At 60.8% G+C, this 26,319-nt stretch carries 17 protein-coding genes; 12 read left to right on the top strand and 5 right to left on the bottom strand.

Going from position 1 to position 26,319, the window contains the following annotated elements:
* The first annotated feature begins 1 nt into the window (after position 1).
* Both F0185_RS24995 and tssA read left to right on the top strand, forming a co-directional pair.
* Positions 2-769 (top strand): OmpA family protein, encoded by a 768-nt coding sequence (locus tag F0185_RS24995; RefSeq protein WP_167229069.1) that lies wholly within the window; start codon positions 2-4, stop codon positions 767-769.
* Positions 770-793: 24 nt separating this feature from the next.
* Positions 794-1,870, top strand: coding sequence for a type VI secretion system protein TssA (gene tssA / locus F0185_RS24990; protein WP_167229068.1), 1,077 nt, complete (start codon positions 794-796; stop codon positions 1,868-1,870).
* Between the two features lie 68 nt (positions 1,871-1,938).
* On the opposite strand, the gene F0185_RS24985 is transcribed toward tssA, so the two are convergent.
* Positions 1,939-2,589, bottom strand: a complete 651-nt coding sequence (locus F0185_RS24985; protein ID WP_167229066.1) for a glutathione S-transferase family protein — start codon at positions 2,587-2,589, stop codon at positions 1,939-1,941.
* A gap of 270 nt (positions 2,590-2,859) precedes the next feature.
* Between F0185_RS24985 and F0185_RS24980 the strand changes: the two genes are divergently transcribed.
* Complete coding sequence (locus F0185_RS24980) at positions 2,860-3,864, top strand: aspartyl/asparaginyl beta-hydroxylase domain-containing protein (RefSeq protein ID WP_167229064.1); 1,005 nt, start codon at positions 2,860-2,862, stop codon at positions 3,862-3,864.
* A gap of 54 nt (positions 3,865-3,918) precedes the next feature.
* Here F0185_RS24980 and F0185_RS24975 read toward each other — a convergent pair whose 3' ends face one another.
* From F0185_RS24975 to F0185_RS24960, 4 genes are all read right to left on the bottom strand, one after another.
* Positions 3,919-4,683 carry a class I SAM-dependent methyltransferase gene (locus F0185_RS24975; protein ID WP_167229062.1) on the bottom strand — a complete coding sequence of 255 codons (765 nt, stop codon included), beginning with the start codon at positions 4,681-4,683 and terminating at the stop codon, positions 3,919-3,921.
* Between the two features lie 59 nt (positions 4,684-4,742).
* The gene (locus F0185_RS24970) at positions 4,743-6,557 is read right to left on the bottom strand and encodes a non-ribosomal peptide synthetase (protein WP_167229060.1); all 1,815 of its coding nucleotides are present in this window, start codon (positions 6,555-6,557) and stop codon (positions 4,743-4,745) included.
* A 62-nt stretch (positions 6,558-6,619) separates the two neighbouring features.
* Positions 6,620-8,080 (bottom strand): acyl-CoA reductase, encoded by a 1,461-nt coding sequence (locus tag F0185_RS24965; RefSeq protein WP_167229058.1) that lies wholly within the window; start codon positions 8,078-8,080, stop codon positions 6,620-6,622.
* Complete coding sequence (locus tag F0185_RS24960) at positions 7,971-9,116, bottom strand: LuxE/PaaK family acyltransferase (RefSeq protein WP_167229057.1); 1,146 nt, start codon at positions 9,114-9,116, stop codon at positions 7,971-7,973. Before F0185_RS24960 ends, F0185_RS24965 begins: the two co-directional genes overlap by 110 nt.
* 290 nt (positions 9,117-9,406) lie before the next feature.
* Here F0185_RS24960 and F0185_RS24955 point away from each other — a divergent pair, with 290 nt between their 5' ends.
* The 9 genes from F0185_RS24955 (at position 9,407) to F0185_RS24915 (ending at position 26,299) form a co-directional block, all read left to right on the top strand.
* Positions 9,407-10,786: an aspartate aminotransferase family protein gene (locus tag F0185_RS24955; RefSeq protein ID WP_167229055.1), complete on the top strand. Its 1,380-nt coding sequence runs from the start codon at positions 9,407-9,409 to the stop codon at positions 10,784-10,786.
* Entirely contained in the window at positions 10,783-12,135 is a 1,353-nt protein-coding gene (locus tag F0185_RS24950; RefSeq protein ID WP_167229053.1) for a condensation domain-containing protein, read from the top strand. The genes F0185_RS24955 and F0185_RS24950 overlap by 4 nt, the downstream gene beginning before the upstream one ends.
* Positions 12,132-13,757, top strand: coding sequence for a radical SAM protein (locus F0185_RS24945; RefSeq protein ID WP_167229051.1), 1,626 nt, complete (start codon positions 12,132-12,134; stop codon positions 13,755-13,757). The genes F0185_RS24950 and F0185_RS24945 overlap by 4 nt, the downstream gene beginning before the upstream one ends.
* Positions 13,729-21,048, top strand: coding sequence for a non-ribosomal peptide synthetase (locus F0185_RS24940; RefSeq protein ID WP_167229049.1), 7,320 nt, complete (start codon positions 13,729-13,731; stop codon positions 21,046-21,048). The genes F0185_RS24945 and F0185_RS24940 overlap by 29 nt, the downstream gene beginning before the upstream one ends.
* Before the next feature lie 3 nt (positions 21,049-21,051).
* Positions 21,052-23,103: a RiPP maturation radical SAM C-methyltransferase gene (locus F0185_RS24935; protein ID WP_229477179.1), complete on the top strand. Its 2,052-nt coding sequence runs from the start codon at positions 21,052-21,054 to the stop codon at positions 23,101-23,103.
* Between the two features lie 54 nt (positions 23,104-23,157).
* On the top strand, positions 23,158-24,441 hold the full coding sequence (locus tag F0185_RS24930; protein ID WP_167229044.1) for a coproporphyrinogen-III oxidase family protein: 1,284 nt from the start codon (positions 23,158-23,160) through the stop codon (positions 24,439-24,441).
* Between the two features lie 185 nt (positions 24,442-24,626).
* Positions 24,627-25,022: a cupin domain-containing protein gene (locus F0185_RS24925; protein ID WP_167229042.1), complete on the top strand. Its 396-nt coding sequence runs from the start codon at positions 24,627-24,629 to the stop codon at positions 25,020-25,022.
* Between the two features lie 136 nt (positions 25,023-25,158).
* A complete protein-coding gene (locus tag F0185_RS34970) occupies positions 25,159-25,434 on the top strand; it encodes a phosphopantetheine-binding protein (RefSeq protein ID WP_167229040.1) in 276 nt (91 codons plus the stop codon).
* A 97-nt stretch (positions 25,435-25,531) separates the two neighbouring features.
* The gene (locus F0185_RS24915; protein WP_167229038.1) at positions 25,532-26,299 is read left to right on the top strand and encodes a thioesterase II family protein; all 768 of its coding nucleotides are present in this window, start codon (positions 25,532-25,534) and stop codon (positions 26,297-26,299) included.
* Positions 26,300-26,319 lie beyond the last annotated feature (20 nt).

Here is a 26,319-nt window from a genome sequence, read left to right as displayed (position 1 = left end):
CATGCGCCACCTCCTCGCCCTTGTCATCCTGCTTGCCGGCGCAGTCAATGCCGGCGCCCAAACCGCCGCTCCCCAGCCGGGCCAGGTGCTCGTGTCGGGCACCGTGCCCGACGAAGCGAGCAAACAGGCCGTGCTGGCGCGCCTGCGCGAAGTGTACGGCGCCGACCTCGTGGTCGACCAGATCAGCGTCGGCCAGGTCGCCACCCCGGCCAACTGGAACGGCTATGTGCAAAAACTGATCACGCCCGACCTCAAGTCGATCTCGCGCGGGCAGCTCAAGATCGACGGCAGCACCGTCAGCATCAAGGGCGAAGTGGCGAGCGAAGCGACGCGCCAGAAAATCGCCAGCAACGTCGCCGCCAGCCTGAACCCGACCTACACGGTCAACAACACCCTGCGCGTGTCGGCCGCCGACCAGAGCGTGCTCGATACCACCCTGGCCAACCGCATCGTCGAATTCGAAAGCGGCAAGGCCGAGCTGACCCCGACCGGGCGCGCGATCCTCGACGAGATGGCCGCCGCCATGAAAAAACTCAACGACCGCAAGGTCGACGTCATCGGCCACACCGACAGCCAGGGCAACAAGCTCACCAACCAGAACCTGAGCCAGGCGCGCGCCGAAGCGGTCAAGACCTACCTGATCGGCTCCGGCATCAAGGGCGAGCTGCTCAGCGCATCCGGCCAGGGCGCCGACCGCCCGGTCGCCAGCAACGACAGCGCCAGCGGGCGCGCGCGCAACCGCCGCATCGAATTCCGGATGGCGCAGTAAGCGCCTCCACACCACGAGGAAAACATGTTTGTAGCAGAACAGCTTTTAAACCCGATCAGCGAGGACCAGCCGGCCGGCGAAGACCTGGCTTTTTCGCCTGACCTGGACGCCATCAACCTGGCGCGCAAGGCCGACGACCCTTCGCTCGACCAGGGTGAATGGGTCACCGAAATCAAGGAAGCGGACTGGGAGTTCGTCGTCACGCGCTGCGCCGCCCTGCTGGAAAAACGCAGCAAGGACTTGCGCCTGGCGGTCTGGCTGGCCGAAGCGGCCGCCAAAAAACACCAGTTGCGCGGCCTGGGCGAGAGTTTTCGCGTCATCGCCGGCCTGATCGATCAGTACTGGGAACTCGGGCTGTACCCGGAAGCCGAAGACGGCGACCAGGACCAGCGCGTCGGCAACCTGTCGTGGATCCTGGGCCGCACCCCGGCCCTGGTGCGCGAAACGCGCATCACCGAAGGCACGCGCGGTTACACCATCATCGACTTCGAAGTGGCGCGCAAGCTGGCCAACGCCCCCGCCCCCAGCGGCAGCCACAGCAACGGCCACACCAATCCCAGCAGCGGACCGCCGCCGCTCAAGCTGCCCGACCTGGAAAAGGCGCGCAGCGCCACCTCCGCCAGGTTCCGCGAGACCTTCACCGCCGACGCCCAGTACTGCCTCGATGGGCTCAAGCTGTTCGAACAGGCGGCCGACACAAGGCTCGGGCACGACAGCCCGGGGTTTTCCAACGCGCGCGAAGCGCTGCAGAACATGGTCACCCTGATGCCGGCCGCCGTCGTCGCGGCGCCCGATGCGCCGGCCGAGAGCGGCGACGTGTATCACGCCGAGCCGGTCAACGAGCAAGGCCCGCCAGGTGCGGCGGCGCCGTCCGGGCCGCCGGGCGTGATCCGCACGCGCGACCAGGCCGTGACCCAGCTGCGCAATGTGGCCGAATTTTTCCGCCGCACCGAGCCGCACAGCCCGGCCTCGTACTTCGCCGACAAGGCGGCCGACGCCGCCGCCACCGACCTGCACGTCTGGCTGCGCTCGGTGGTCAAGGATGCGGGCGCGATGGCCCACATCGAAGAATTGCTGGGTGTGAAACCGCCGCAGGACTGAGCGCCGGCCTGTCAAGAATGGACCGCGTGACCGAGGCCACGCTGGCTGGTGGTGGTCGGCGCGGACTCCTAGGCCTCACCCGGGACGTCGGCTCCCGGCTTGTGCCGCTCGAAAACCGGAACCAATGCCGGTCGATTCCGCACCGCGTCGGAAAGCGCCTTGACACGAGGCAAGTTTTTTTGGCGCCAATCCGGATCCATGTCCCAATTGGAGAGCACTGCGATGTAGACATCGGTAACGCAAAACCCCTCGGACATCAGATAAGGCGAACCGGCCACCGCGCTTTCAACATGCAACCAGCGCTCGTTCCACATGGCGCTGGCGCGCTTTCTGAGCATGGCCTGACATGCCTCGGCATCCGAAAATCGCTCCGGAAAATCAATCATTTCGACCAGGGGATAGAGCTCGGTGGCACAGAACAGGAGCCATCGGAGCGCGCGCGTACGCGCCTTGCTGCCACAGGGCGGAAGCAAGGCACGCTGCGGATGCCGCTCTTCAAGCGTCAGGAGGATGGCGACCGTATCGGTCACAATCTCGCCATCTGGAAACTCCAGCGCAGGCAGTTTTCCCAAGGGATGCAGCCTGCGGTACGCAGCGTCATGATTCTTGCCGGCACGCACATCAAGATCGCGCACCGCGTAGTCAACATGCAGTTCAGCACAGGCGGCCTCAATGATTCCGGATCCCGATCCTCGTGCGCCATGGATTAAATAGGTCACGTTGTTTCCTCTAAGATTAGCTCGGAGAATGGCTGATAAGCGCTCTGCGGACCCGGCAAAGCCACAGCCACCCGGACCATATTGACCTCGCCGTCTGTAAGCGGCATGATCGTCGCACTGGTGGTCGTGTTTGGCATTGCTGGTCGAGGGCGCGCCATCGCCACGAGGAGTATCTTGAGCCCTGAGCGGTCATGATCGGCTCATTCTCGTCAAGAGACAAATACGAGTCTAGAGTACCTGCGGTACCCATGCAAGCAAAAGGAGTTGCCTATGGTCGCGCAACTGGCGCAAGGAATCGATGCTTTCGCCCTTCCCATCCATTTCGATCGCGATCGCCTCGCCAGCGACGCCAGGCAACTCGACACCCTTGCGCGGCGTCCGCAACCGGGACCGTATCACGCGGGAGAATGGGCGGGCGTCGCCATCCATGCCTCGGGTGGCGTCCAGACGCCGAACCCCGGTTTTCCCAGCCTCGTCAGCTATGCATTCACGGCTGAAGCCGACTCTGCGCCCTATCTCAAGGAAATCCTGGAATCGCTCCGGTTTGTTCTCCAGGTCGTCAGGGTCCTGTGGCTCCCGGTCGGTGGCAAGATCAGAAGCCATGTCGACTTCGACACCAATTTCCAGTTCGGACTTGTCCGCTTGCACATACCCATGCAGACGAATCCGGATGTCGAGTTTTTGATCGGAGGCCGCCGTGTCACCATGAACGTCGGTGAACTGTGGTACGGCGATTTTTCCAAGCCGCACGAGGTCATGAACAGAGGCAATCAAAACCGCTTGCACGCGGTCGTGGATGTCGAGATCAACGACGCACTCCTCGCAATGATGCCGGCAGAATATATCGACATGCAATCCCAGTTTGGTCCAGTGTCGATGCATCGTCCGCGCTACGCAAAACAGGACGACCTGGCCACGTTTGAATGTCGTTTCCACATCCCGGGGTCGATCCTGCCGCTGCTTCGGCATGGAAAACTCGCCGACATGATCAAGGGCGCATCGGCCATGCTTCGGCGCGAGGGTGGGGCCCTTTGCCTGTATGTCGACGGCGGGCGGCATTGCAGGCTGATACGTGTCGATGAAAGCGAATTCACCATTGTCGGAATGCCGTCCGGATGCTTCTTCCGGATCGAGCGCGCGGCTGGCGTCGCGCACCGGGTCGTCCTGATTGTCCGCGGCGTGCAGGAAGATCTGGTGGCGGCCCGGGTCGGCGTCATGCGCGGTGAGAGGATCGCGCAGCGCGAGATCGACCTTGGCCCCTTGATGGCGGGCTGAATCCGCACCTTGCGCCTGGCGAATCGCCCAGGCCCAATGCCAGCGTCGAGGCATCTACACTTTTTCGGCCGCCAGGAAGAAGCCGCGCCGCTCGGCAAATTCGACGTCCAGTTCGACGACGCGAAAGCCCGCGATCTCCAGCATTAACTTCAGCTCGGAGCAGAAGACATAGCGAAAATCGAGATTGACCACGATGCCTGGCAGCTCATTGCCATCGACGATCTCGGTGTAGATCACATGCCAGTTCTGGATCTGGGTATAACTATCGTTGGTAAAATGAATTTGCATCAGGTAAGTACGGCCGTCAGGCGTGCGGAACCTGGAGTAGTCGGTCTTCTTCTCGCCCGAGATCACTTGATAATAGGGCTGGAAGCAATCGATCAGTATCAGGCCGCCCGGCGCCAGATTGCGGTGACAGCTGCGTAGCAATGCCATCTGCAGTGCGTCGGAAGGCAAGGCGATGAGAATTCCTTCCGGCATGACGATCGTGTCATACGGGGCCGCACCGCGGTAGCTGGTCGCGTCGGCGACGATCTGCTTGACGCATTGCCGGACCGCGTCACTTTGCTGTTCCAACTTACTTTTCAGCACGTCATGCATGAACGGCGAAATGTCGACGCTATCCAACTGATAGCCTGCGCGGGCGAGCGGCACTGTCAACATGCCCGTTCCCGAGCCAAATTCAAGGATGCGCTTCGAGCGATCTTTCAGATACCGGAAATACGGTGCGTTGAATTTTTCAAGTTCTCGCGCTTTCCCTTGCCCAAAAAAGGGAGAGCTGTCATAGATTTCTGCAATAAATTTTTCGTACGAGACCATATTACCCCCTTTGATCAAACGTTCCCTCATCCAAACAACGCACTTGCCCGCGCAGACTCCTACGCCGCTTCGCTTTGCATCAGCAAACAAAGCTTGGCCACCGTCAGGTCATCGAAGACGTTCCAGAGCGTGAGCTCGTAGCCGAACTGTTCATCGAGGCGGGCGATCAGCAGCATGATGCTCAAGGAATCGCCACCCGCATCCATGAAGGTATCCTCCGGTCCCAGATCATGAATTTGCAGAATCTCTTTCCAGATTGCCAGCAGCTCGTCCACCAATCGCGCATCACCCTCGCCCTCGGCGCGGATCTCCCTTTCCGGTAACGCTGCCCTGGCCTGGATGTCCATCGCCAGGGTGGCGATATCGATCTTTCCATTGGCATTGGTCGGCAGCGAACCGACGCGCTCCCACACGTCGGGAATCATCAGCGCAGGCAGGTCGCGCGTTAGCTGCTCCCGCACCTTGGACTCGTCCAGTTCGCCATCGGCAACATAAAATGCGGCCAGGCGATCCGGCATCCGTCCGCTTTCGTCCACCAGAACGGTGACGACCACACTCTGCATTGGAGCGCGTCGAAGCAGCGTGTCTTCGACCTCGCCAAGGTCGATGCGCTGTCCGCGCAGCTTGTCCTGGCGATCGCGCCGGCCGATAAACTCGAACACGCCTTCCGGCAGGCGGCGGACGATGTCGCCCGTCCGGAAGCAGATGGGATCGTTCTGCGCAATGCAGGGATCCGCGCTAAAACGTGCCTGATTCAAGTCAGGACGCCGAAAATAGCCAAGACTGGCAAACCTGGTTTCGATAAACAGCTCGCCGCAACCGTCAGGGTCGCCAGGGTTGTCCACGCTTGCCTCGATATGGGCCCGGGCCCCTTCCATGGGCATGCCGATGGGAATCACGCGGCGATCGCTGTCCCCGGGCGTGAGGCGATAGAAGAGCTTGGCCAAGGTTGTCTCTGTCGGGCCGTAGAGATTGACCAGGCCCACCCGCTCGCCGAAGACCTCATACCAGCGCCGCACATGCGCACCGCGCAGCTGTTCCCCGGCGATGAGAATATGTTTTAAGTGTGTAAAGAGCGCGCCCTCAAGCGGCCCGTTACACATATTCCTGAACACGGTCGGCGTGCAATGCATGAGATTGATACCTGCCGAATCGAGCCAGCGCACAAAATCGGGCGGGGAAAGCACAATCTGCCGTGAACGCGGCGCACAAATCGTCCCGCCGGTGACGAGTGGGATGAAAATGTCGCGAAGGAAAGGGTCGTGTTGAGGTGGCGTCAACTGCGCCACGCGTACGGTCCGCTCAAGGCCGAAGGTGGCGATTTCCCACTGAAGAAAGTGGAGGAGCGAATCGGAACGTCCGAGGATGGACTTGGCAGGACCGGCCGTGCCCGACGTGAAATAGAGATACAGGGGCACTCCGGTCGCCGCGGCGAGCCCGGGCACGATGGTCGCATCGCCGGCCCGTCCCGCGCGTGCGGCGATGCGCCAGTCGACCAACACAGTGGGCAAGCCAGCCAGCGCATCGGACATGTGGCCCGGTTCGACGATGAGGCAACGAATGTCGCCCGCCTCAGTCTTACTTTTCAGCATGGGCGCGGCTTGACCCGGTTCCAGCACGACAAAAACACCTCCGCGCGCCATGATTGCCAGCATCGCCGCCACGATGACATCGGTGCGCCGGGCGAGTATGCCGATATGGCTGTGGGGCGCGATTGCGAGATCATCCATTGCGCGGGCGATCGCATGCGCTTGGGCATCGAGCTCGGCATAGCTGGTCAATTGCCCGTCGCAATCGATAGCGACGGCATCTCGTCGTGTTGCGAACGATCCCCGCGCGAGCACCGGACCGAGTGTTTCTGTCTGCGTCTGCATGGCACCTCACTACGTTACATCGATGATCTTGCCCTTGCGTGCCGCCCACGATGCAGCGGCGCTTATGCCAATTGCCGCCCCTCCTGCCGCGCGCCGACGGTCAGCGTCCTGGACAAGGCGCGCACAATGTCGTGGCCGTCCCAGATCGCGGAAAAATCGAGCGTCTGGCCGATCGGCACGATACGGTCGCCACCAGGCGCACCTGCGCCACAGATCACGGCAAGCAGCTCTTGCGCAGGCACGCCGAAATACACCACGGTCTGGCAGCGGCGCGCGAGAACCGGCGCCATTGCGGAAAGATCGGCAATGTCGCACTCGATGAATATGCCACCGCCCGGATGTCCCTCCAGAAGTTCCGGCAGGGGACTGTCGCTCACGATGCGCATGACCAGCGGATCGCTTGAGACCATCCGCAAGCCGGGATGGCGGGCCAGTTTTTCATAGGCGTAGGTCAGCTTTGCTACCGTGCCTGCGTGAACAGGACGATAGCGTTCGCGGACCAATGCTTCCAGCCTCGGCCAAAAATCGTCGCGTGCTTCACGGGCGTGCCGTCCAAGCCAGAGAACCATCCGTGGCGACGCGCAGGATGCCTGATCGTTGAGAAAGGTATCGTTGTAAAATCCGTGCATCAGGCGCGCCTTGTCGTCAGCGGCCAGCCAGGCGGCGGCGTCGATGACAAGGACGGAATAACGGTCTGGAAACGTCAATTCATGGGCATGGGGCCGAAGCGGTATCCGCCGTATTTCGTCAACGGTTGCGTCTCCGCCCCAGATGACCCGGACGTCGCAACGCGTGCTCAGATACTGCGTGATATCGACACGGGTCCGGTCGTAGCGGATCAGCGCCATGACGCGGCTCAAGGCGCTGTGCCGTTCTTCCGACAGGCATGCGGTGATTTCACTGCACAGGTATGCCATCTGCGGAAAAATCCGGAACGGCAGCCGCACGATGGTGCAGTTCCCGGAAATCAAGCCAAGCGCAAGATTATAGGCGGCCATCATCGGGATGTTGGACGGGGAAACGTGAAATCCAATACCGCGCCCGAGCATCACGGCGCCCGTACCCATTTCGCAGCGCAAATTTTCGAGCGAGGCTTTGCGACACCACTGGGCGAAGGCGACGACATCGGGAAACTGGTGTGCGGACGCGCTGGTTAGTATCCGCCGGGCAAGCGTATCGAACAGGGCGAGGATTGCCTCATCGAATGCCTTGCGTACGGTGACGACGCGCTCGATGCCCCAATCCGCAGCCTGGCCGACCACAAATTCTATGTCCGCCGGAAACGTGCAAGCCTGCGAACCGTGGTTCGCCGCCGCTGTATCGTGTGGCGTCGCCGCACTCTCCATACGCTCCTCGCACCTCATCGTCGCCTGCTCATGCGCAGCGCTGCCCGACAGCGCCGTCCGGCCATTCTCATTGGTTTGTCGCAACGTCCCCGCAGCCCTTCGGCTGCACCCCGGGCAGCCGTCGCAAGATGTTGAAATATTTTCCTTTCCTGCCGCAAGCACAATCGTCTTCTCCATGCAATACGCCCAGGTCTTCGGTCAACAAATTATGACCGGGATAGGACTTCGGCAAGACTGACACTGTTTGCAGGATTCCCGCTTCGCCATCGTGCGCAATGCTGAGATCGGCACGCCGAACAAAAACCTCGGAAAAATTACTGCAATGAAAGAACCCATGCGCGCACTGAAGGTAAATCGAGCCTGGTTGTTCGACCATCCCATAATAGTTATGGATTTTCGAAAGGTCGAGCAACTCCTTTGCGACCGCCTTCATGCGTCGTTCATCGACCCCGCTTTCCGCCAGCCGCTTCCACCCGCCGCCATGAATCATGGTGCCATGCGCGAAATCAAAGCGAGGGCGCGTCAGCGCGAGTGCTTCGAGAAAGTACCGCCATATGACATGCGTGAACCCGAACATGAGAAATGGCTTGCCGCCCGCACGTTCCAGGAAAGCCGAAATGTCATGCATATTCAATGTCATGTCGTCGTTCAGGGCAAAGCAGGGACGCCCGCTCGCAAACAGTGAAAAGCCCTGGATCGCAATCGACCGCGCGGCATAGCCGGCGGGATCCGATGCCGGGGTCGGCGCGTCCACGACCAGCAGTGGAAGGCACTTCTCCCCAATCACGCTCGGCACAATCCGCGACAGGGCGCGCATTTGCAGAAGCGACGTGGGGCGATCGATGAAAATTTCCGATCGGCCCGAGCGGCCCGTTCCGGATGAGATAAGCCGGTGACTGACCTGCGCTATCGGTACGCTTCGCAAGATCATTTTCTTAAACAGGGACACTGGCAGAAAGGGTTGATCCGCGACGGCGCGGGTCTGGTTCGGATCAATATCGAGGCCGTCAAGAATATGCCTGAAGGCGCTGCACTGCTCATAGTGGTGCCGGGTGAGCGTCGTCACAATCATGTCCAAGTGGCGTTTTCGCCACGATTTGTCCGCTGCAAAAGGCGGCATCGCAAACAGGCTGGCCAGGGACGCCGCCATGCTCTCGCCATGCGCACTGTCGAATGTGGATTGCGACATCTCGTCCTCAACTTTCCCCTGCATGGTCACGTCCGGACACTGGCGCTGGAGCGGCAAAAAATGAAGCAGATCGCCATGTATACCTGATTATGTCTCTTAGCAGTTGACTTGCGAAGGGGAGCCGCGCAAAATTCCAGATTCATAAAATGTTTTGTGCAATTCGCCCAGTTCTAACGCCTTTCCCCTACGCAATTACGCTTACGGAGGATGCTTTATGCGCGCTGACGATTGGAGTTTTCATGAATTGAGCAAGGGACAAACTCCCTTGCCGCGCCCCGTGGCCAGGCACCTGGCCTTGCGGTCGCGGGGCCAGCATGACATTTAACACCGCCAGATCGAAGTCCTATAATGACCGCCTAAAACAAGTGGTTCCCGGCGGCGCGCACTATAGTTTTCGGATGCCGTGGGAATCGAAGCAAATTCACTTCGTCGGTGGACATGGCGCCCGACTGCGGGACATGGATGGCAACGAGTATCTGGATTTCTTTTCGAAGTTCGGGGCGAATATCCTCGGGCACAACGACCGTCGTTACAACGCCCGTCTGGCCGACATCCTGAACGGCGCGGCCGCGGTCAACCTCGGCGCCAATGAGGCCGAAGCGGCGGAAATGATCTGCGCCTTTGTCCCCAGCGCGGAGATGGTCAGGTTTTCCCTTTCGGGCACGGACGCGGTCCTCAATGCGCTGCGCCTCGCGCGCGCCTACACAGGCAAGTCCCGTTTCATTCGTTTCTTCACGCATTATCATGGCAATGCGGACAGCCTGCTCGGCGGACGGGTCGGCAACCTCGACTATCCCCTGGCAGAATCGTTCGACAGAGACATCACCGACACGGACGGGAAGGCAAGCGGGGCCACGCAGGAAGCCTTTCTGCTGCCGTGGAATGACCTGCCGACGCTCGAGCGGGTTCTGAGTGCGTATGGCGACCAGATCGCCGCCGTGCTGACCGAGCCCATCTGCATCAACGGCGGCGGCGTGGCGCCGCAGGCGGGGTATCTCGAGGGCATGCGGCGGCTCTGCGACGCGCACGGTATCGTCCTCGTCTTCGACGAAGTGATTACAGGTTTCCGGGTCGGCCTGGGGGGCGCCCAAGCGCTGGTCGATGTAATGCCCGATCTCACCACGCTGGGCAAGGCGATGGCGGGGGGCGCCCTGCCGGTCTCGGCAATTGCCGGTCGCCGCGAGATCATGAATCTCTACACTGCCCGCAAGGTCGTCCATGGCGGCACCTTTAACGGCTACGCGCTGGGCATGGCCGCCGTCAGGGCGACGCTCGACATCCTGTCGGAAGACAACGGCGATTGCTATACCCATCTGGCAACGCACATGCGGAAAATCCATCATATCTTTGTGCATGTGGCGGCGCAGTACGGCCTGACGTTCGAGATACAAGGCCTGGACGCGGCCGGTGTCTTCCACTTTCGCCCGCGCGCCGAGCTGGGTGCCTCATCGGCCATGATCGCCCAATACGCCGTGAAGCTGACCAGCGAAGCCATGGCCGAGTGCGGGATCCTGGTGTCGAACATGAACCGCTTGTATGGCTCGATCGCGGTTGACGACAGCGACATTGCGCTGTTCGAGGAGCGCATCGACGAGGTATTTAAGATCGTCGCCCCTTTTGTTGAGAAGATGCAGGAAAACAAGCCGGCGACGACCCGGCCTTCGGCGCCCGTCGCGACGCGAGGCGCACTGTGAGTACGGCGCCCGGCGACGGGCTCAGGCGGGCCGTATCGCCGATCGAGGAAGGCCTTCTGTTCCATGATTTCTATTGCGACGACGGCGTCTATGTCGACCACATGGTGTGCGATATCGTCGGCCAGCTTGATCGCGCACGCTTTGAAGAGACCTTGCGCCAGCTGGTACGCATGCATGAGATTTTGCACACCTTTTATGTGCGCGACAACTGGCGACTGGCGGCGGAAATTCGTCCCTCATGTGTGCCAGCGCTGCCGTTCCATGACCTTAGCGATCGACGTGAGCCACGCGAAACGGCGCGGCGCAAGATCGCGGCCGATGCACACGCCCCGCTCGATCCATCGCAACATGTGTCCCGCTGCGCACTGTATCGGCTTGCTCCGCAAGACCATGTCTTTTCCTGGACCTATCATCACGCGCTCGCGGATTCATGGACCCTGCACCTTTTACAGCAACATTTTTGCGCCATTTATCGCGCCATCCAGGAGGGCCGCGCCATCGCGCAGCCGGCGACGCCCTATTCCGATTATGTACGCTTCATATCCGCACAGGACGCGACCGCCGTGAACCGGTTCTGGTCCGGCTACCTGGCATCGGCGCCAAGGGCGAAGGCCAGGACAGTGCCGGGACTGGACGCGCGTGGCGGGCGCACCTCCATTCGCATCGCGCTGTCGGCGCAGGCGCGCGCGCATCTCGATCAGGTTCGCAGGGAACAGCGGGTCACGCTCAACATCGCCGTGCTCGCCATGTGGGGTTTGTTCGCCCTTGCACGCCAGGGTACCGGCGCCTGCCTGCTGGGGTGCGCCGTATTCGGACGCAGCCTGCCACTGAAGGGCATTCACACTGTGGCCGGCGTTTGCTCGAATACCGTTCCGGTTGTCATCAGCGAGACTACCCCACTGGCGGCCCTGCTGCCCCAGCTGCAAAAGCATGTGCTGGAAGCGAGCAGCCGGTCCTTCCTGTCAGTGGGCGACATGCTGGCCAGCGCGGGGCTCTCGCATCATGACATGCACAGCGTGGTCAATTTCAGCATCGACAAGTCTGAAGTTGCCACGCCGCACAGTGCAGCCCTGCCGTTCGCCATCACCAACATCGACTATGCGCAGGCAGCGAGCTTCGACACCTATCTCGACGTGGAGATCGGCGAGGCGGTCATCGCACTAACGGTGCATTTCGATCAGGATGGCAGGACCTTCAGCCAGGAAGACGATCGCCGGACCTGCGAGACGATCGCTGGCCTCATGGCCGGGCATGGCGCCAGCACCGTTGGCGAGATCGTCGACACGGTCCGCATGGCGCACTGGGCGCGCGATGCCGCTTTCGATTTCAGCGCGGAGCACATGCCATGAGCCCGATCGATTGCCTCGTCATCGGCAACAACCAGATGGGCTTCGGCGACTATGTCGCTTCAGTTGCAGCCATGGGAAAGAGCTCGGGCGCCTATCGGGACCTGCGCTGGAGCTACTACGAGGACGGGGCCGGGATTGTCAGCTGCCGCGACTATGTCAATCGAAGGCAGCCAGCCGGCCGTCCCGACATCGGTTACGACAATATTCTCAGTGCGACGATCACCTATCTCGCAACGTTCCTGCAACGACGCGGATTCTCCAGTGCGTACATCAACATGTTTCAGGAAGGCAAAGCAGAACTCGCATCCCTCCTGCGCAGCGGCCGCGTGGCCTCGGTCGCGATCACGACAACGTACTATGTCTCGCCGCTCCCGCTGCTCGAAGTCGTGCAGTTCGTGCGCTCGGTCAATCCGGACGTCTGTATCGTCGTCGGTGGTCCCTTCGTCGATACCCAGCACAAGATCCTGTCCGCCAGTTCCTTGCGGTACCTGCTCGCGCAAATTGGCGCCAATGTCTATATCGTCAGCAGCCAGGGCGAATCAACCCTGGTCCGGGTGCTGCGGGCGCTGCGCGGCGCGGCCGATTTCGACAGCATCCCCAATCTTGTCTTTCGCAAGGGCGAGAGCTATGTTTCAACGCCGCTTATCCAGGAAAACAATCCGCTGGAAGACAACCTGGTCGACTGGTCGCTCTTCGCTCCCCCGGCCGACGGCAAGCAACGCTACATGGTCATGTCGCGCACGGCGCGATCCTGTCCTTTTGCCTGCTCGTTCTGCAGCTTTCCGCAACACGCCGGCGCCTACAAATACCTGCAACCCGCCGATGTCTGGCGCGAGCTCGACGCCATCGAGGCGCTCGGCGGCATCAACAGCGTCACCTTCATCGACGACACGTTCAACGTACCGCCGAGCCGATTCGAAGAAATTCTACAAGGAATCAAGGAGCGCCACTACTCCTTCAAATGGAACTGCAATTTCCGTTGCCAGTATGCGACCTCCGGGATGACCGCGCTGATGAAGGAAGCCGGTTGCGAAGGTGTCTTTCTCGGCCTCGAGTCTGGCAGCAATCCCGTTCTGCTGAACATGAACAAACGCGTCACCGCAGAACAATATCTGACGGGAATCGCTCACTTACGCGATGCCGGCATCCTGACCTACGCGTCGTTCATCGTCGGATTTCCCGGCGAGACGGATGACACCGTCAAAGAGACAATGCGCTTCATCGAGACCGCCAAGCCGGATTTTTTCCGGGCACAGCTTTGGTACTACGACATGACGACGCCCATTCACCGGGATGCGGCGAAGTACGATCTCAAAAATTCCCAGTTCGAGTGGTCGCACCGGACGATGAACGCAAAAAAGGCGGCCGACTGGGTTGACCGGCTCCACAATGACGTTCTCGCCTCGACCTGGCTGCCGCAGAACGACTTCGACTTTCCAAGCCTGTTCTGCCTGTTGAGTCAAGGGTGGGAACTCAAGGACATCAAAAAGATTGTCGGCGACTTCAATCGCCGCGTACAGGATGACGTGGCGTTGCCGGGCGCGTCAAGCGGCATGGCGTACGCGGATCCCCGTTTGCTGGCGGATGCAATGTTTGGTTTCGACGATCATGTTGAAAATTGACGACGAGACCGGGACAGCCCCCGACGCCCGCCATATCGCCTATTGGCGAAGCCTTGGTGAGGCCCCTGCCGGCCAGCACCCCCTGCTTGGCTCGCTGCGCTGGCGCGCGCCCATGCCACCCGGCGCACAATGGACAACTTGCGATGGAGCACTTCCCGACGCGTGCTCCGCAAGCATCCTGCGCGTCTGCAAAGGGCCCGATTTATCGCTGTATATCATGCTCGTTGCGCTATTGAAGGCCTACCTGGCCAGGGTGACGGGAGAGGAAAATACAGCGTTCCTTTCTCCCCCTTACAGTGCGAACGACGCCCAAGCGCCTGCCCATACTGTCTGTTTCACCGGCGTTGTCGCGAGCGGGACGGACATGCGTTCGGCCATCCTCATGTTGCGGCGGACGATCGTCGATGGCTATTCCAACCAGGGCGCGTCCTTGACCGAGGTGCACGGTCCGGAAACAGCGGACAAAATCCTCTCCGACACGCCAATGTATGCCTTGACCGCCATCCACAAGAGGGAAGAATCGCGTTTCAGGAGCCCGCTGGCGTTCTGGTTCGATCGATCGGCATCACAGGTTTCCTGGTCCATCCGCTTCGACGCCAGCCGCTTCCGGCCCGACCTGGTGAGCGAATTGTCGTCGAATTTCACGCAATTCGTGGTCGCGGCGACGGCTGATTACACGCTCGCCATCGATGATATCGACTACCTGTCCGATGTTGAAAAAGCGCGCATCGCAGCGTTCTCGCTTGGTCCGATCGCGCACATTCCCCCTCTGCGGCTCGACGCCATGGTATCGGCCCAGGCCTTGCAAACGCCCGCGAACTGCGCGCTCATCTACCGCGAACGCCAGCTCAGCTATGCCGATCTTGAAAGCCAGGCGCGCAAAGCCGCTGCGTGCCTCGCCGGAATGGGGATTGGTCCCGGAAAGACGGTGGCGCTGCAGTTGGCAAGTGGCATCGATGCCGTGGTCGTCGAGCTGGCGATCATGATGGCCGGCGCCGCCTTTTGCCCGATTGGCGTTGGCGAACCGGTCACCCGACTGCGCAAGATGCTCGACGCCGTCGGCGCCGACCTGCTTGTCTCGGATGACTGCGAAGCGATCGCGCCACCCGGGTGCCGCATGGTGTCACTGGCATCCCTGCTCTCTGCCGAAGACGCTGCGCTACACAGCATCTTCCCCGTTCAAGATCGCGCCTACGTCATCTTTACCTCCGGCACCTCGGGAACCCCGAAACCGGTGGCGATCAAGCACCACAGCATCATGAACGCCATCGCCTGGAAGCAGCGCGCCTACCAACTTGCATCGTCGTCCCGGGTACTGCCATTGTTTGGCTACGAATTCGATGGCTTTGTGTTGAATGTTTTCGCGTCTCTTTGCTCCGCCTCAACCGTTATCCTGATGGACAACAAAGCGCTGCGCGCTCCCGACGAGATGGTCGATTCCATCTCGCATCATGGCGTAACGCATTGCATTTGTACCCCCATGATTCATGCGGCGCTGCTCGACCATGTCGCAGGTGTTCGCCTCGATTCACTCGATACCGTCACGCTGGCTGGCGAAGCGGCTGACGCCGCGCTGATCGTGCGCAGCGCATCGCTGCTGCCGCATGTCCGCCTGAGCAATGAATACGGCCCCACCGAGAACGCGGTCGTGTCGACCTGCCATCCCAAGCTGACTGCGGAAACCGTGCGCGTGATCGGCAGGCCAATATCGAATGTCAAGGTCCTCATTCTGGACCGCCGCCTGCGGCCAGTGCCGATTGGCGCGAGCGGGGAAATCCACCTGGGCGGGCCGGGCCTGGCGCGTGGCGATGCCGGCACGGCGGACCTTGGCTTTCATGAACATGACGGCGAGCGGCTCTACCGCACGGGCGATTACGGCTGCTGGCTTCCGGATGGACAGCTGGAATACCAGGGCCGCAGCGAGGCTTACCTCAAGGTGCACGGCGTCCGGGTCGACCCCGACGAGATCCGGGCGGCGGTCCTTACATGCGAGCACATCAGGCAAGCGGCAATCCTTGCGAACGGCCCGGCCGGCAAGGAAGTCATCACGGCCTTCATCGTGAGCTTTTCTCCGGTCTCGGCCGACACCCTCGCCTCGGCCTTGCGCGACAAATTGCCGCCCAATCTGATACCCGTCCGCGTCGTTCCGGTGGCGGCGCTTCCGCTCAATGCCGCTGGCAAGCTGGACCGCGACGCCTTGCATTTGCTGGGGCAAGGCCCCGACAGCAAGGCGAACCCCGGCATGCCCGACGACGCGCTGACACGCGATCTGACCGCGATTTGGAAGGACATCCTGGAAACCGAGCACATCGGTCAAGACGAGAGCTTTTTCGCACGAGGCGGCCATTCCTTGAGCGCGGTGCGGCTGCTGGCGCGCATTCAGGAAACCATGGGCGTCGCACTTGGCCTCAACGAAATCTACGAGGCAAATACCATACGCCGCCTGCACAGCGTGATAGCGCGCCAGGATCGCCTTAGCCGCGTGGCGCAGGCGAGCCATGAGGTTCCTGCTCACCCCAGTGAGATGATGCTGTCGCCAGCCCAGGAACGCATGCTCGCGCTTGCTTCTGAACACCCTCTTTCCTACAATCTGCCGGTCCTTTTCATGGTCGGCGCGAATCTCGACATCGACCGCTTGCTCAGCGCCATGGAAACCGTCGTCGCTCGCCACGCCGCCCTGCGCGCCACCTTCCATGCAAAAGAAGACCGCTGGGTACAGCGGGTCGATGACAAGGCCAGCGTCGATTTCACCGAACGCCCGCTGACAGCGGGATCGAGCCTGGAAGCGGCTGCCTGCGCGGCAGTCGTCCCGTTCAATTTGCAAACGGGGCCCTTGGTTCGTATGGTGCTGTTCTCCGAAGGGCAGACGCACCGGATGCTGCTGATCGATTTTCATCACATCGTCATTGACGAAGTGGCGCTCGGGATCGTGCTCCGAGAATTTGCAAGCGCCTACGCAGGCGGACGCCTGCCACCAGCTCCGCAGGCGACGTACGCGGACTTTGCCGCAGCACAGCGCCGGGAGCAGGCTGCCGAGAGCTACCATGGCGCGCTCGCCGCCGCCGCCCGTTACCTCAGCGACAGTGCGGCCGAGCCACTGCGCATCCCCTTCGACCACCCGGACACGCCACAACGATCGAATTCAGGCCGGGTCGTGCGCGGCGCCTTTGCGGCAGGACTGGTGCGCGCGATCCGTACGCTGTGCCGTTCGGCGGACGTAACGGAATTCACTTTCTTCATGGCGGTATTCGGCTTGCTTCTCCACAAGTTCACGCGCCAGACAAAGCTGGTGATTGGCGCGCCGGTGTCGATGCGCACCGGAGCGCACGATGAAGCGTGCGTCGGGCTTTTTCTCAACACGGTGCCATTCCGCCTCGATATCCGGACCGATGCGGGCTTTCTCGCGTACCTCGACACGGTCAAAAACCATGTCCTCGAAGGCTTGGGAAGAAGACAGGTCGAATTCGGGCATCTGATCAAGGCGCTTGGCATCGAACGTGCCTACGCCGAGAATCCGCTCTTTTCAGTCCTGCTGCATATGGTCGACAACGCGGTGACCAGCATCACCCTCGACGGCATTCAAGCAAGTCACCGGCCGCTGCATACCGGCACCTCGAAATTCGACCTCTCGCTCGAACTGAACCTCGATGACGGGGAAGGCAGTTTCGCATTCGAATATCCAACGCGGCGCTTTGAGGAAACCACCATCCTGCGCCTGGTCGACAACTTTATGACGCTACTGGCGGACGCGGTCCGGTCTCCGGCAGCGTCGGTGTTGTCGCTGTGTTCCATGGGCGACGCGGAACGGGACAAGATTCTTTCCTGGGGACGCGTGCCCGGGTGTACTGACGCGTTTGACGAAGGATCGCTTGCATTGTGCTTCGAGCAGCAGGTCCGCAAGCATCCCGCCAGGACTGCGCTCAGTGATGGCGCGCAGGTATTGAGCTATGCCGAGCTCAATGCGCGAAGTAATCGGCTCGCGCACAAGCTGATCGAACTGGGCGTCCTGGAAAACGACACGGTGGGCGTGTTCTGTTCGCGTTCGACGCACATGGTCATCGCTATACTTGCGGTCCAAAAAGCCCGGGCCGCGCATCTGCCGCTTGACCCTTATTATCCCGCCACGCGCACTGGCGCCATGCTCGCCGATAGCGGCGCGAAGATACTGATCACGGACCAGGACATCGGCGCACTCGGTTTCAATGGCACGCTGGTCGATCCGCGCGGCGACCTGTCCGACTATCCCTGTACCAATCCGGGATCCTATCCTGGCCCGCAAAGCAATGCCTATGTGCTCTATACGTCCGGCACCACCGGTGTCCCCAAGGGGGTCATGGTCGCCCAGAGAAATATCGTCACCCTGGTACGCCGTGCAACGAGCCTGTTTGGCCTGGACCACAACGATGTCTGGACCCTATTTCACAGCGTGTGTTTCGACGTCTCCGTATGGGAAATGTTCGGCGCCCTCCTGAGCGGCGCGCACCTGGTGATTGTTCCGCGCGAGCTCGCCGCCGACAGCCACGGCCTGCTCGATCTCATCCAGAAAAACCGCGTGACCTTATTGTGCCAGCCGCCATCGGCCTTCTATCTTCTCGCCGATACCATGTTGCAAGCCGAGCGGCCAACGGCGCTACGTTACATTATTCTTGGCGGCGAGGCGATCAAGCCCGAGAATTTCCTGAGCTGGCGCGATGACATGCCGGCCATTGTGAATGGCTACGGCATCACCGAAACGACTGTCTACTCGACCTTCCACATGCTGTCGCGTCTCGACATTCTCGACCGCAGCCGTAGCATAGGCCGCCCGGTGCCCGGTACCTATGTGTACATTCTCGATGATGAGCGGGGCCTGTGCCCGGCCGGCGTGGTGGGCGAACTGTATATCGGCGGACTCGGGGTGGGGAACGGGTATCTTGGCAGCCCGGACCTGACGCGGCAACGCTTCGTCGACGATCCGTTCCAGGCTGGCCGCATCCTGTACCGTTCGGGCGATCTGGTCCGGTGGCTCCCCGACGGCCAGATCGACTATCTCGGCCGCGCCGACAAGCAGCTCAAGATTCGCGGCTACCGGGTCGAGTCTTCCGAAGTCGAAGCGGCGATGTCAAGCTATTCAACCATCCGTGAGAGCGCTGTGCTGGCGGCATCGCGCGACGGGCGCACTCAGCTCATGGGCTTCTTCACATCCGACATCCAGGAGGATCTCAGGCTCATGCGCGACTATCTCGACAAGCGTCTCCCGGACTACATGGTTCCTTCCCGACTCCTTCAGCTTGACAAGATGCCGCTGACGCCGAACGGCAAGGTCGATCAAGCACGGCTGCTCGCCATGTCGGCCGCCGTCCCCGAACCGGCGCCGGCAGTGGACGACAGTGAGACGAATTCACTTGAGAAACTGATGGCGAAGACATGGGGCGACATCATCGGCATCCATCTCGATGACATCGGCCCCGAGGACAGCTTTTTCACGCTGGGAGGCGATTCGATTGGCGCCAACCTCGTCGTCAAGCTGCTCGAGAAGCAGGGCTTGCCGATCGAATTGCTCGATCTCTTCGAACATCCGGCGCTGCGCGATATCGCCGAGCTCGTCACAGCGCGCCTGCGGCGCCAGGATGACGCTCAGCCGAATTCGTACTGGAACGCGGTGCGCGCGGCGCATGCGGCGGCATTGCTGCCGCCAGCGGAGTCCATGGCCCCCGTATCGCCAGCCTTGTCGCGCGTGAGCGTCGACCTTGCATGGAACGAACTGGCCCCGGCCGACGCCACAACAGTCGGCGATGAACTCCTCCTGACCGCGCTGTGTGTCGGCCTGAAGATGTCCTCCGCAGGCGCTGGTATCCGCATTGCCCTTCTTCGCAGCCCCCCAGGCGGGGCCGGCGAACGGAGCGTCGGCCCGGCTGTCATCGGCATCGATGACGTCCACAATGTCGCCGACAATCGTGCGCGCGTCAGGGCCGGGATCGCCCTCGCCGAAGCAAACCTGCTGGCGTGGGATACCGTCGTGAATAATGACGCGCTCGCCGCCGCGCTGGAATGCAGCGCGCTGGTCCATTTTTCGCGTGGCGCTGCCGTGCCTGCCGCCGGTTTTTCAGCAACAGATGATGTCCAGTTGCCACCTGGATGCATCGGCATCGACATCGACAGCGGAGTCGAGGATGGTTCGACGACGGTCGTGTTCCGCGCCCACGCGGCGGCTGGCGTGAGCGCCCGACTTCAATTTCTGGCGCAAACTTTCAAGCTTGCCTTCGCCGAAATAGTCGATGCGGTGGCGACCTGCACCCCGCCCGCGCCCGACCGTGTCAGCCTCGATGTGGCGCCGTTTTCGGATGTCTTCTTTCGGGACTGCACCTATCAGGCGGTCCTGACGGCGACCCGCTACCTCGGCGGCGACCTGACCCGGCCAATGGCAGCGTCGATCGGCATTGTGCGTCGCAATGCGCACCGCACGCATGGGCTTCGTGTCGCCGTCGACTATATCGAAAGCCAGGCATTCTATGACGTGCTCGCCGACATGGGGCTGACTGTGCGCCGCAGCAACGCGACGAGCGCCATCTGCGAACAGCTCAAGAGCGCGCTGGCGCGCGGCGAACTCGGCGTCGTCAAGCTCGACAGCTTTCATGTCAAGCAACATGGGGACTTGTACCAGGCCAGGCATGGCGACCACACCGTCCTTGTCACCGGATACGACACGCAACAGGGCATGTTTGACACCATCGATAACCAACCGGGGCGAAACGTACTGTATCGCAGCACGAAGATCGGCTTCGTGGAGATGGCAGCCGCATACGAGAGCTATCAGAAAGTCTTCAACGCGCGCGGCATGGATGATGACAGCGCCCTGTTCGTTTCACGCCAACACGGCGCCGACCTCGTCGCGCAGGAGCGCGCCCTGACGCGCCAGGTCCTGCTTGACACGCTCCGGCTCGCCCACCCATTGCGCGAGGAGGAAACGGCAGCCTTTGCCCTGCTCCACGACGACTTCCAGTTCGCATCGGCCAGTGAGGCGTCCTGGTCCGAGCATGCGGAACGGTTCATGTTCACCATTGGCGAAGTCTTGCTCGCCAAGAAGCTGGAGGCCTGTCAGCTCGACCTGATCCTGGCCGACGCCACGCTTGCCAGTCCATTGACGGAAATCACTTCCCATCTCTCCGTGCTGCTCGCCGTCCTGAGCAAGCTGCGTCAATCCGGGACCTACTCCGCCGAAAAAATGCATGCCGTGCAGGCCAGGCTAGGCCGCATTGGCGCACTTCATCCCGCATATGCCGATGCCATCGGCCGTTTACTGGAGGTCTGAGTGATGTTTCCCATTGCGCTTATCTGTATGCCATTCGGCGCCGTCCATACGCCATCGCTCGGACTGACGCAGCTCAAAGCGGTGCTCGATCGCGATTTTTCCACAGAAGTACAGACGCGAATTCATTATCTGAACCATGATTTCGCCGAGTTCTTCGGTCTGAACCTGTACCGCTATCTCAGTGACGACAGCCGGACCACCGTCACGGGACTGACCGACTGGATGTTTCGCGATCTCGCGTTTCCCGATTCGCCGGATACGTCCGAGCATTACATCGCCCGCTACATGCCGGCGCTCGCTTGCCGCTGCGCGGACGGACTTCGCAACAAGCTCGACGGCTGTGCGTCGACCCCCAACAGCAATCCGGCCGTGGCAACCACCGTCCCTTGCTGCCTTGGTCCGAGCCTTCTCATGCAATTGATCGAACTTCGCTCCAGGCTGGGCGATTTCATGGACGAGCTGATCGATCGCTACGAGCTTTCCACTGCCCGGCTTGTTGGTTTTACCTCCATGTTCGACCAGACCACGGCGTCCATCGCCATGGCCCGTCGCCTGAAGCTGCGCAGTCCCGGCGTCACCACGGTCATGGGGGGCGCGAGCTGCGAGCCCGGGGTCGGCCGGGTTCTGGCCAAGCGGGTCGACGCGATCGACTACACCTTCGCGGGACCGGCGTTGCGGGCCTTTCCGGATTTCGTCGAACGTCTGATCAGCAACGCCGGCGAGCCACCCTGGCGCATCGCCGGCGTGCACTCGCGCGAAGGGATGCAAGCGAACTTCCCGGAGAACCACGACCGGCTTGGCAATGAGGCTGATATCAACGACCGGATCGCACTCGATTATGATGACTTCCTGGCCAGCGCTGGCCGTTTCGGCGCCGCTATCGAGCCGGAGCTGTTCTTTGAAACGTCCAGGGGCTGCTGGTGGGGCGAGCGCGCCCACTGCACTTTCTGCGGCATCAACGGCGCAACGATGCAGTTCCGCTCCATGTCGCCCGATAACGCCATCGCGCAGTTCAAGGAACTGTTCGAAAAATATCCACAGGTCCGACAATTCGTTGCGGTCGACAATATCCTGGAGCCCTCCTACTACGAGCATGTTTTCCCCTTCGTGCAAACGCCGCAAGGCGCCAGCATCTTCTACGAGACCCGGGTCATCGACGACCCGGCGCAAATGGCGCAACTGGCGAAAGCGGGCGTGACCAAAATCCAGCCGGGCCTGGAGTCCCTGTCGACCTCGGTGCTCAAGCTGATGAGGAAAGGCAGCACGGCGTTCCAGAATATCAATTTCCTCAAGCGAATTGCCGGCCACGGCATCGAAGTCCACTGGAATCTTCTGACCGGATTTCCGAAAGAGGACGAGTCGGTCTATGCGGAATACATCCGGATTGTCCCCGCGCTTGTGCATCTTCCCGCACCGGTCGCGACGTTTCCGGTCCGCATCGACCGCCACAGCCCCTATCAGAAAGATCCTGGCGCTTATGGCCTGAAACTGCGCCCGCTCGATTTCTACACCATGCTCTATCCCTTTACAGAAGAAGAGATGGAGGAATTCGCCTATTTCTGGGCCGACCAGGAATTCACCAACGGCTATCTGTTTAACGTCGCCCGCTGGCAGCGCAAGATCGAAGGCGTGGTCGATCTGTGGCGCCGTCGCTGGTTTGTCCGTGACGGACTGCTGCGCCCTGAACTGAGGCCAAGCGACAATGGACGCGCCATCTATGACTCGCGCGATGGTACGGCCGTTGAACACGAGCTCTCGGCACTGGGACAGAACATGCTCAAACTGCTCGCGCGCCCGATGAGCGTCGCCGAGCTGCATGCGGCCCTTCTCACAGATGAGGAAGAGATCAGGCGAGAAATCGCGCTGCTCGACGAGCGCCGCTTGATCTTCGGGGAGCGCGGTCGCATTCTGAGCCTGGTGTGCGACGCCACCGACGCCAGATGGTTACCAAGTCAGCGCGAGAACCTCCAGGTTCAGGAAAAACCGATGTTTGTATTGCCTCTGGCAGTAGAGCGCCCCGGCGTGCATCGCCAGATTTCCAACGTGGATTTGTAGGCGACATTCTCAGATACACCGGGCAGCGGTGGCGGCGGAAAGGACGGTTCCGGAATGAACAACAACAACAAGAGCCTGGGGGTGCATTTCCACCCCGTCACCTCGAAAGGATTGCCGGTCGGCGCGGCGCGTCCGATCGGGCTCGAACCCATCGCCCTGTATGTCCACATACCTTTCTGTGAAAAACGATGCCATTTTTGCGCCTTCGCCGTCGTGGTAGACCGGCAGGTCACGGAACAACTCGTCACAGACTATCTCCAATCCCTGTACAAGGAAATGCGCGCCTTCCTCGACGCATGCGAGCACGCGCCGAAGATCAGGCTGATTCAGTTTGGCGGCGGCACCCCCACCGCCCTCAGCGCGGAGAATCTGGACGCATTGCTCGATTTCGTCTTTGCGCAATTCGATTGCACGGAGTTGGAAGAAGTCATTATTGAAGGCTTTCCGACGACCATCACCGCCGATCGGATTGCCGTGATCGAGCGTGTTCCCAACGTCAAGCTGAACATCGGCGTACAGTCATTCCAGGCCGAATGCCTCGACGCTGTCGGACGCAATCATGGCATCCTCGCAAAGGAGGCCATCGAGCGTGCCGTCGCGTCCCGGATCGGTTCGGTGGGCATTGACTTGATCCTGGGCCTGCCCGCCAGCACGCCCGACAGCACCAGGCGCGATATCGAAACGGCGGTGCGGTGCGGGGCCGACCATTTCGCGTTCTATCCCTTATGGGTCTATGACCAGACGACGCTCAAGACACGGGTTCGTAATGGGCTCATCGAATTGCCCCGTCTCGCGGCGCAATACGAGCAGCTGGTCTGTGGCGTGGACGTTCTGGCCGATCTCGGCTACGAACGCTACACGGCGTTTCACTATGCCTTGCGCCCCGACTGCCGGCACCAGTATGGCCTCTGGCAAATGCAGGCACGCAATTGGATCGGATTCGGCATGTCAGCGATGAGTCACGTTGACGGTGTCATTCGCTTTAACGACCGGAACATCCGCTCCTACATCGACAGGGTGGAGCGCGGGGAGCCCACGGCGGTCGAGCAGTTTGTCATGACCGACAGGGAGCGCATGCAGTTCGAATTCCTGTATCGCCTGCGCGTCAAATCGTTTCTGACCGCACAATTTCGCGAGCAATTCGGAATCACCGTCGAGCAAGCCTTTGGCGACAAGCTAGCGCTGCTCGACAAGCTGGGATTGATCTGCGTGGACACGCACACAATTTCCCTTACTATGCACGGAACGCTACACCTGCGCGAAATTGAGGATTGTATTAATGAGGCGGCCGAATCCGTGCCCGTGTTGTCGATCAAATGCGAGCAGCCCACGGCATGAATATCGCGCGCCCGCCGGTACGCGATAAACCAGGACGGAGTTGCACTTTTTTTCAAGCCTTACCCTTGTTTTTCCCGGCATGACCGCTAACATTGAATGACGAGTATGCATGCCATTTCCAACCCTTTCCATAGCGGAAAAATGGTTAGCGCCGCGTGGACCTAACATAATAAGGAACTAGTGCGATGACTTATCAAACATTAAAGGGCGTACTCGATCGGCCACCGATCATCGAAACCTTGTTCGAAAACGAAATCATCAAGATAGACCGTGTTACGGTGCGCGGCCAGATCACGCCGCCCGACATTTTCCCAGAGGAACCGAGCCATGAATTTATTCAGCTGATAAAGGGGCATATGGTGCTCGAATACAAGGCGGCGGAGGGAGAGCGCAAGAAAATGAGCTTGCGCCCCGGCGACTTTGCCATGAAAGATCCCAAAGAAAGTACTCGCGCGGACTTTACCGCGACCGATGAGGACACCGTGTATCTCAAGATTTCACATGTGGGCGGCAAGAAAAGCAGATACAAACTGTTCACCGGGGCGGTGGGACGGGATGAAGCGCACCGCAGCAAAAAGTAGTTTCAACAATGGCAGGGATGGGACCGTGCTGTCCCTGCCGGGACCGACGCTGGCGAGCCGATCAGCCAGCGTAGATCCGAACAAGCATGGATGACCAGGCGGTGCTGACGATGCACGACGATCAGGGAGGTGCCAGGTGAATGAAACCGTACTGTTACGCTGTATCGGCAAGACGGCGCCGTATATTTCGAGTTTTTCGCTCGACGATCGATTCGTCGATCTCGATTTCGATTCACTGAGGTTCATCCAGCTCATTGTCCAGCTTGAACATGCACTGGGCGTTGAATTCGACGACGAAAAACTCAATCCCACCAGTTTTGAAAGAATCGGCGACCTGCTCGCCTATCTCGAGACCTTGACGCCAAGTGCGGCGAGCGCGCCCGAGAAAAACAGCCTGGGCCAGGATCAATGACAGTCCATGCGACGACACGCGCGGCATCGTACGCATTCGTTTCAACGTGCCGGACGGTGCATCGTCCCCACCGGCAGCGCAAGGACTGGAATCGCTCATGGCGCGATTGAAGCACGGACCCTGGTTGAGCGCTTATGAAGCACGCGCAGCCGCAAGGCTTCGTCTGTTCTGCTTCCCTTTCGCTGGAGGCAGCGCTTCGGCGTATCGCAGCTGGTCGGCCGGGCTTCCGCCGGAAATTGAAGTGTGCGCGGTCCAGCTTCCGGGCCGTGAATCGCGCTATTCCGAACCGTTGTTCCACCGTGTCGAGGAGCTGGTACCGGTGCTGGCTGACGCGCTTCGGCCGATGTTCGATATGCCCTTTGCGTTTTATGGCCACAGCCTCGGCTCCCTGATCGCCTTCGAACTTGCTCACGAATTGCGCTCACGCGGCGAAGCGATTCCGGCTTGCCTGTTTGTCGGGGCCCATCAGGGGCCGAAACATCCTCATGGACCGGCTGTGTCGCGCTTGTCCGAACCGGATTTGCTGGCGCATGTCGAGGAAATGAATCAGGACGCGAAGTTGTCGGAAAATCCGAGCCTGTGGAAGCTGGTCATGCCGATCCTGCGCGCCGACCTGTCCCTGTGCGACCACTATCAATATCGTCCGCGTCCAAAACTATCGTGCGCCATCACGGTCTTCGGTGGCGCCCAGGATACGAGCATCACCTTGCCAACACTTGAGGCATGGGCAGAAGAAACGGACGGTCCTTGCTCAACGCATATTCTGCCGGGCGGCCATTTCTTCCTGACCAAGGAACGGCCAATGCTGTTAGCCAGGATTTCGGAAATCTGCTGCAAGCGAGTGTTGTTTTCAACCGTGCAGTGATCGCGCCGAGCGGCGCGGCC

This window comes from Massilia rubra, assembly GCF_011682065.1.
GTDB classification, from domain to species: Bacteria; Pseudomonadota; Gammaproteobacteria; order Burkholderiales; family Burkholderiaceae_D; genus Telluria_A; species Telluria_A rubra.
Note: the sequence above shows the minus strand (reverse complement) of the source record. Positions and strands in the feature narration are given on the sequence as shown.

Coding starts and splice junctions, on each gene's coding strand:
- F0185_RS24995 (WP_167229069.1), top strand. CDS start 2: ATGCGCCACCTCCTCGCCCTTGTCATCCTGCTTGCCGGCGCAGTCAAT.
- tssA (WP_167229068.1), top strand. CDS start 794: ATGTTTGTAGCAGAACAGCTTTTAAACCCGATCAGCGAGGACCAGCCG.
- F0185_RS24980 (WP_167229064.1), top strand. CDS start 2,860: ATGGTCGCGCAACTGGCGCAAGGAATCGATGCTTTCGCCCTTCCCATC.
- F0185_RS24975 (WP_167229062.1), bottom strand. CDS start 4,683: ATGGTCTCGTACGAAAAATTTATTGCAGAAATCTATGACAGCTCTCCC.
- F0185_RS24970 (WP_167229060.1), bottom strand. CDS start 6,557: ATGCAGACGCAGACAGAAACACTCGGTCCGGTGCTCGCGCGGGGATCG.
- F0185_RS24965 (WP_167229058.1), bottom strand. CDS start 8,080: ATGGAGAAGACGATTGTGCTTGCGGCAGGAAAGGAAAATATTTCAACA.
- F0185_RS24960 (WP_167229057.1), bottom strand. CDS start 9,116: ATGCAGGGGAAAGTTGAGGACGAGATGTCGCAATCCACATTCGACAGT.
- F0185_RS24955 (WP_167229055.1), top strand. CDS start 9,407: ATGACATTTAACACCGCCAGATCGAAGTCCTATAATGACCGCCTAAAA.
- F0185_RS24945 (WP_167229051.1), top strand. CDS start 12,132: ATGAGCCCGATCGATTGCCTCGTCATCGGCAACAACCAGATGGGCTTC.
- F0185_RS24935 (WP_229477179.1), top strand. CDS start 21,052: ATGTTTCCCATTGCGCTTATCTGTATGCCATTCGGCGCCGTCCATACG.
- F0185_RS24930 (WP_167229044.1), top strand. CDS start 23,158: ATGAACAACAACAACAAGAGCCTGGGGGTGCATTTCCACCCCGTCACC.
- F0185_RS24925 (WP_167229042.1), top strand. CDS start 24,627: ATGACTTATCAAACATTAAAGGGCGTACTCGATCGGCCACCGATCATC.
- F0185_RS24915 (WP_167229038.1), top strand. CDS start 25,532: ATGGCGCGATTGAAGCACGGACCCTGGTTGAGCGCTTATGAAGCACGC.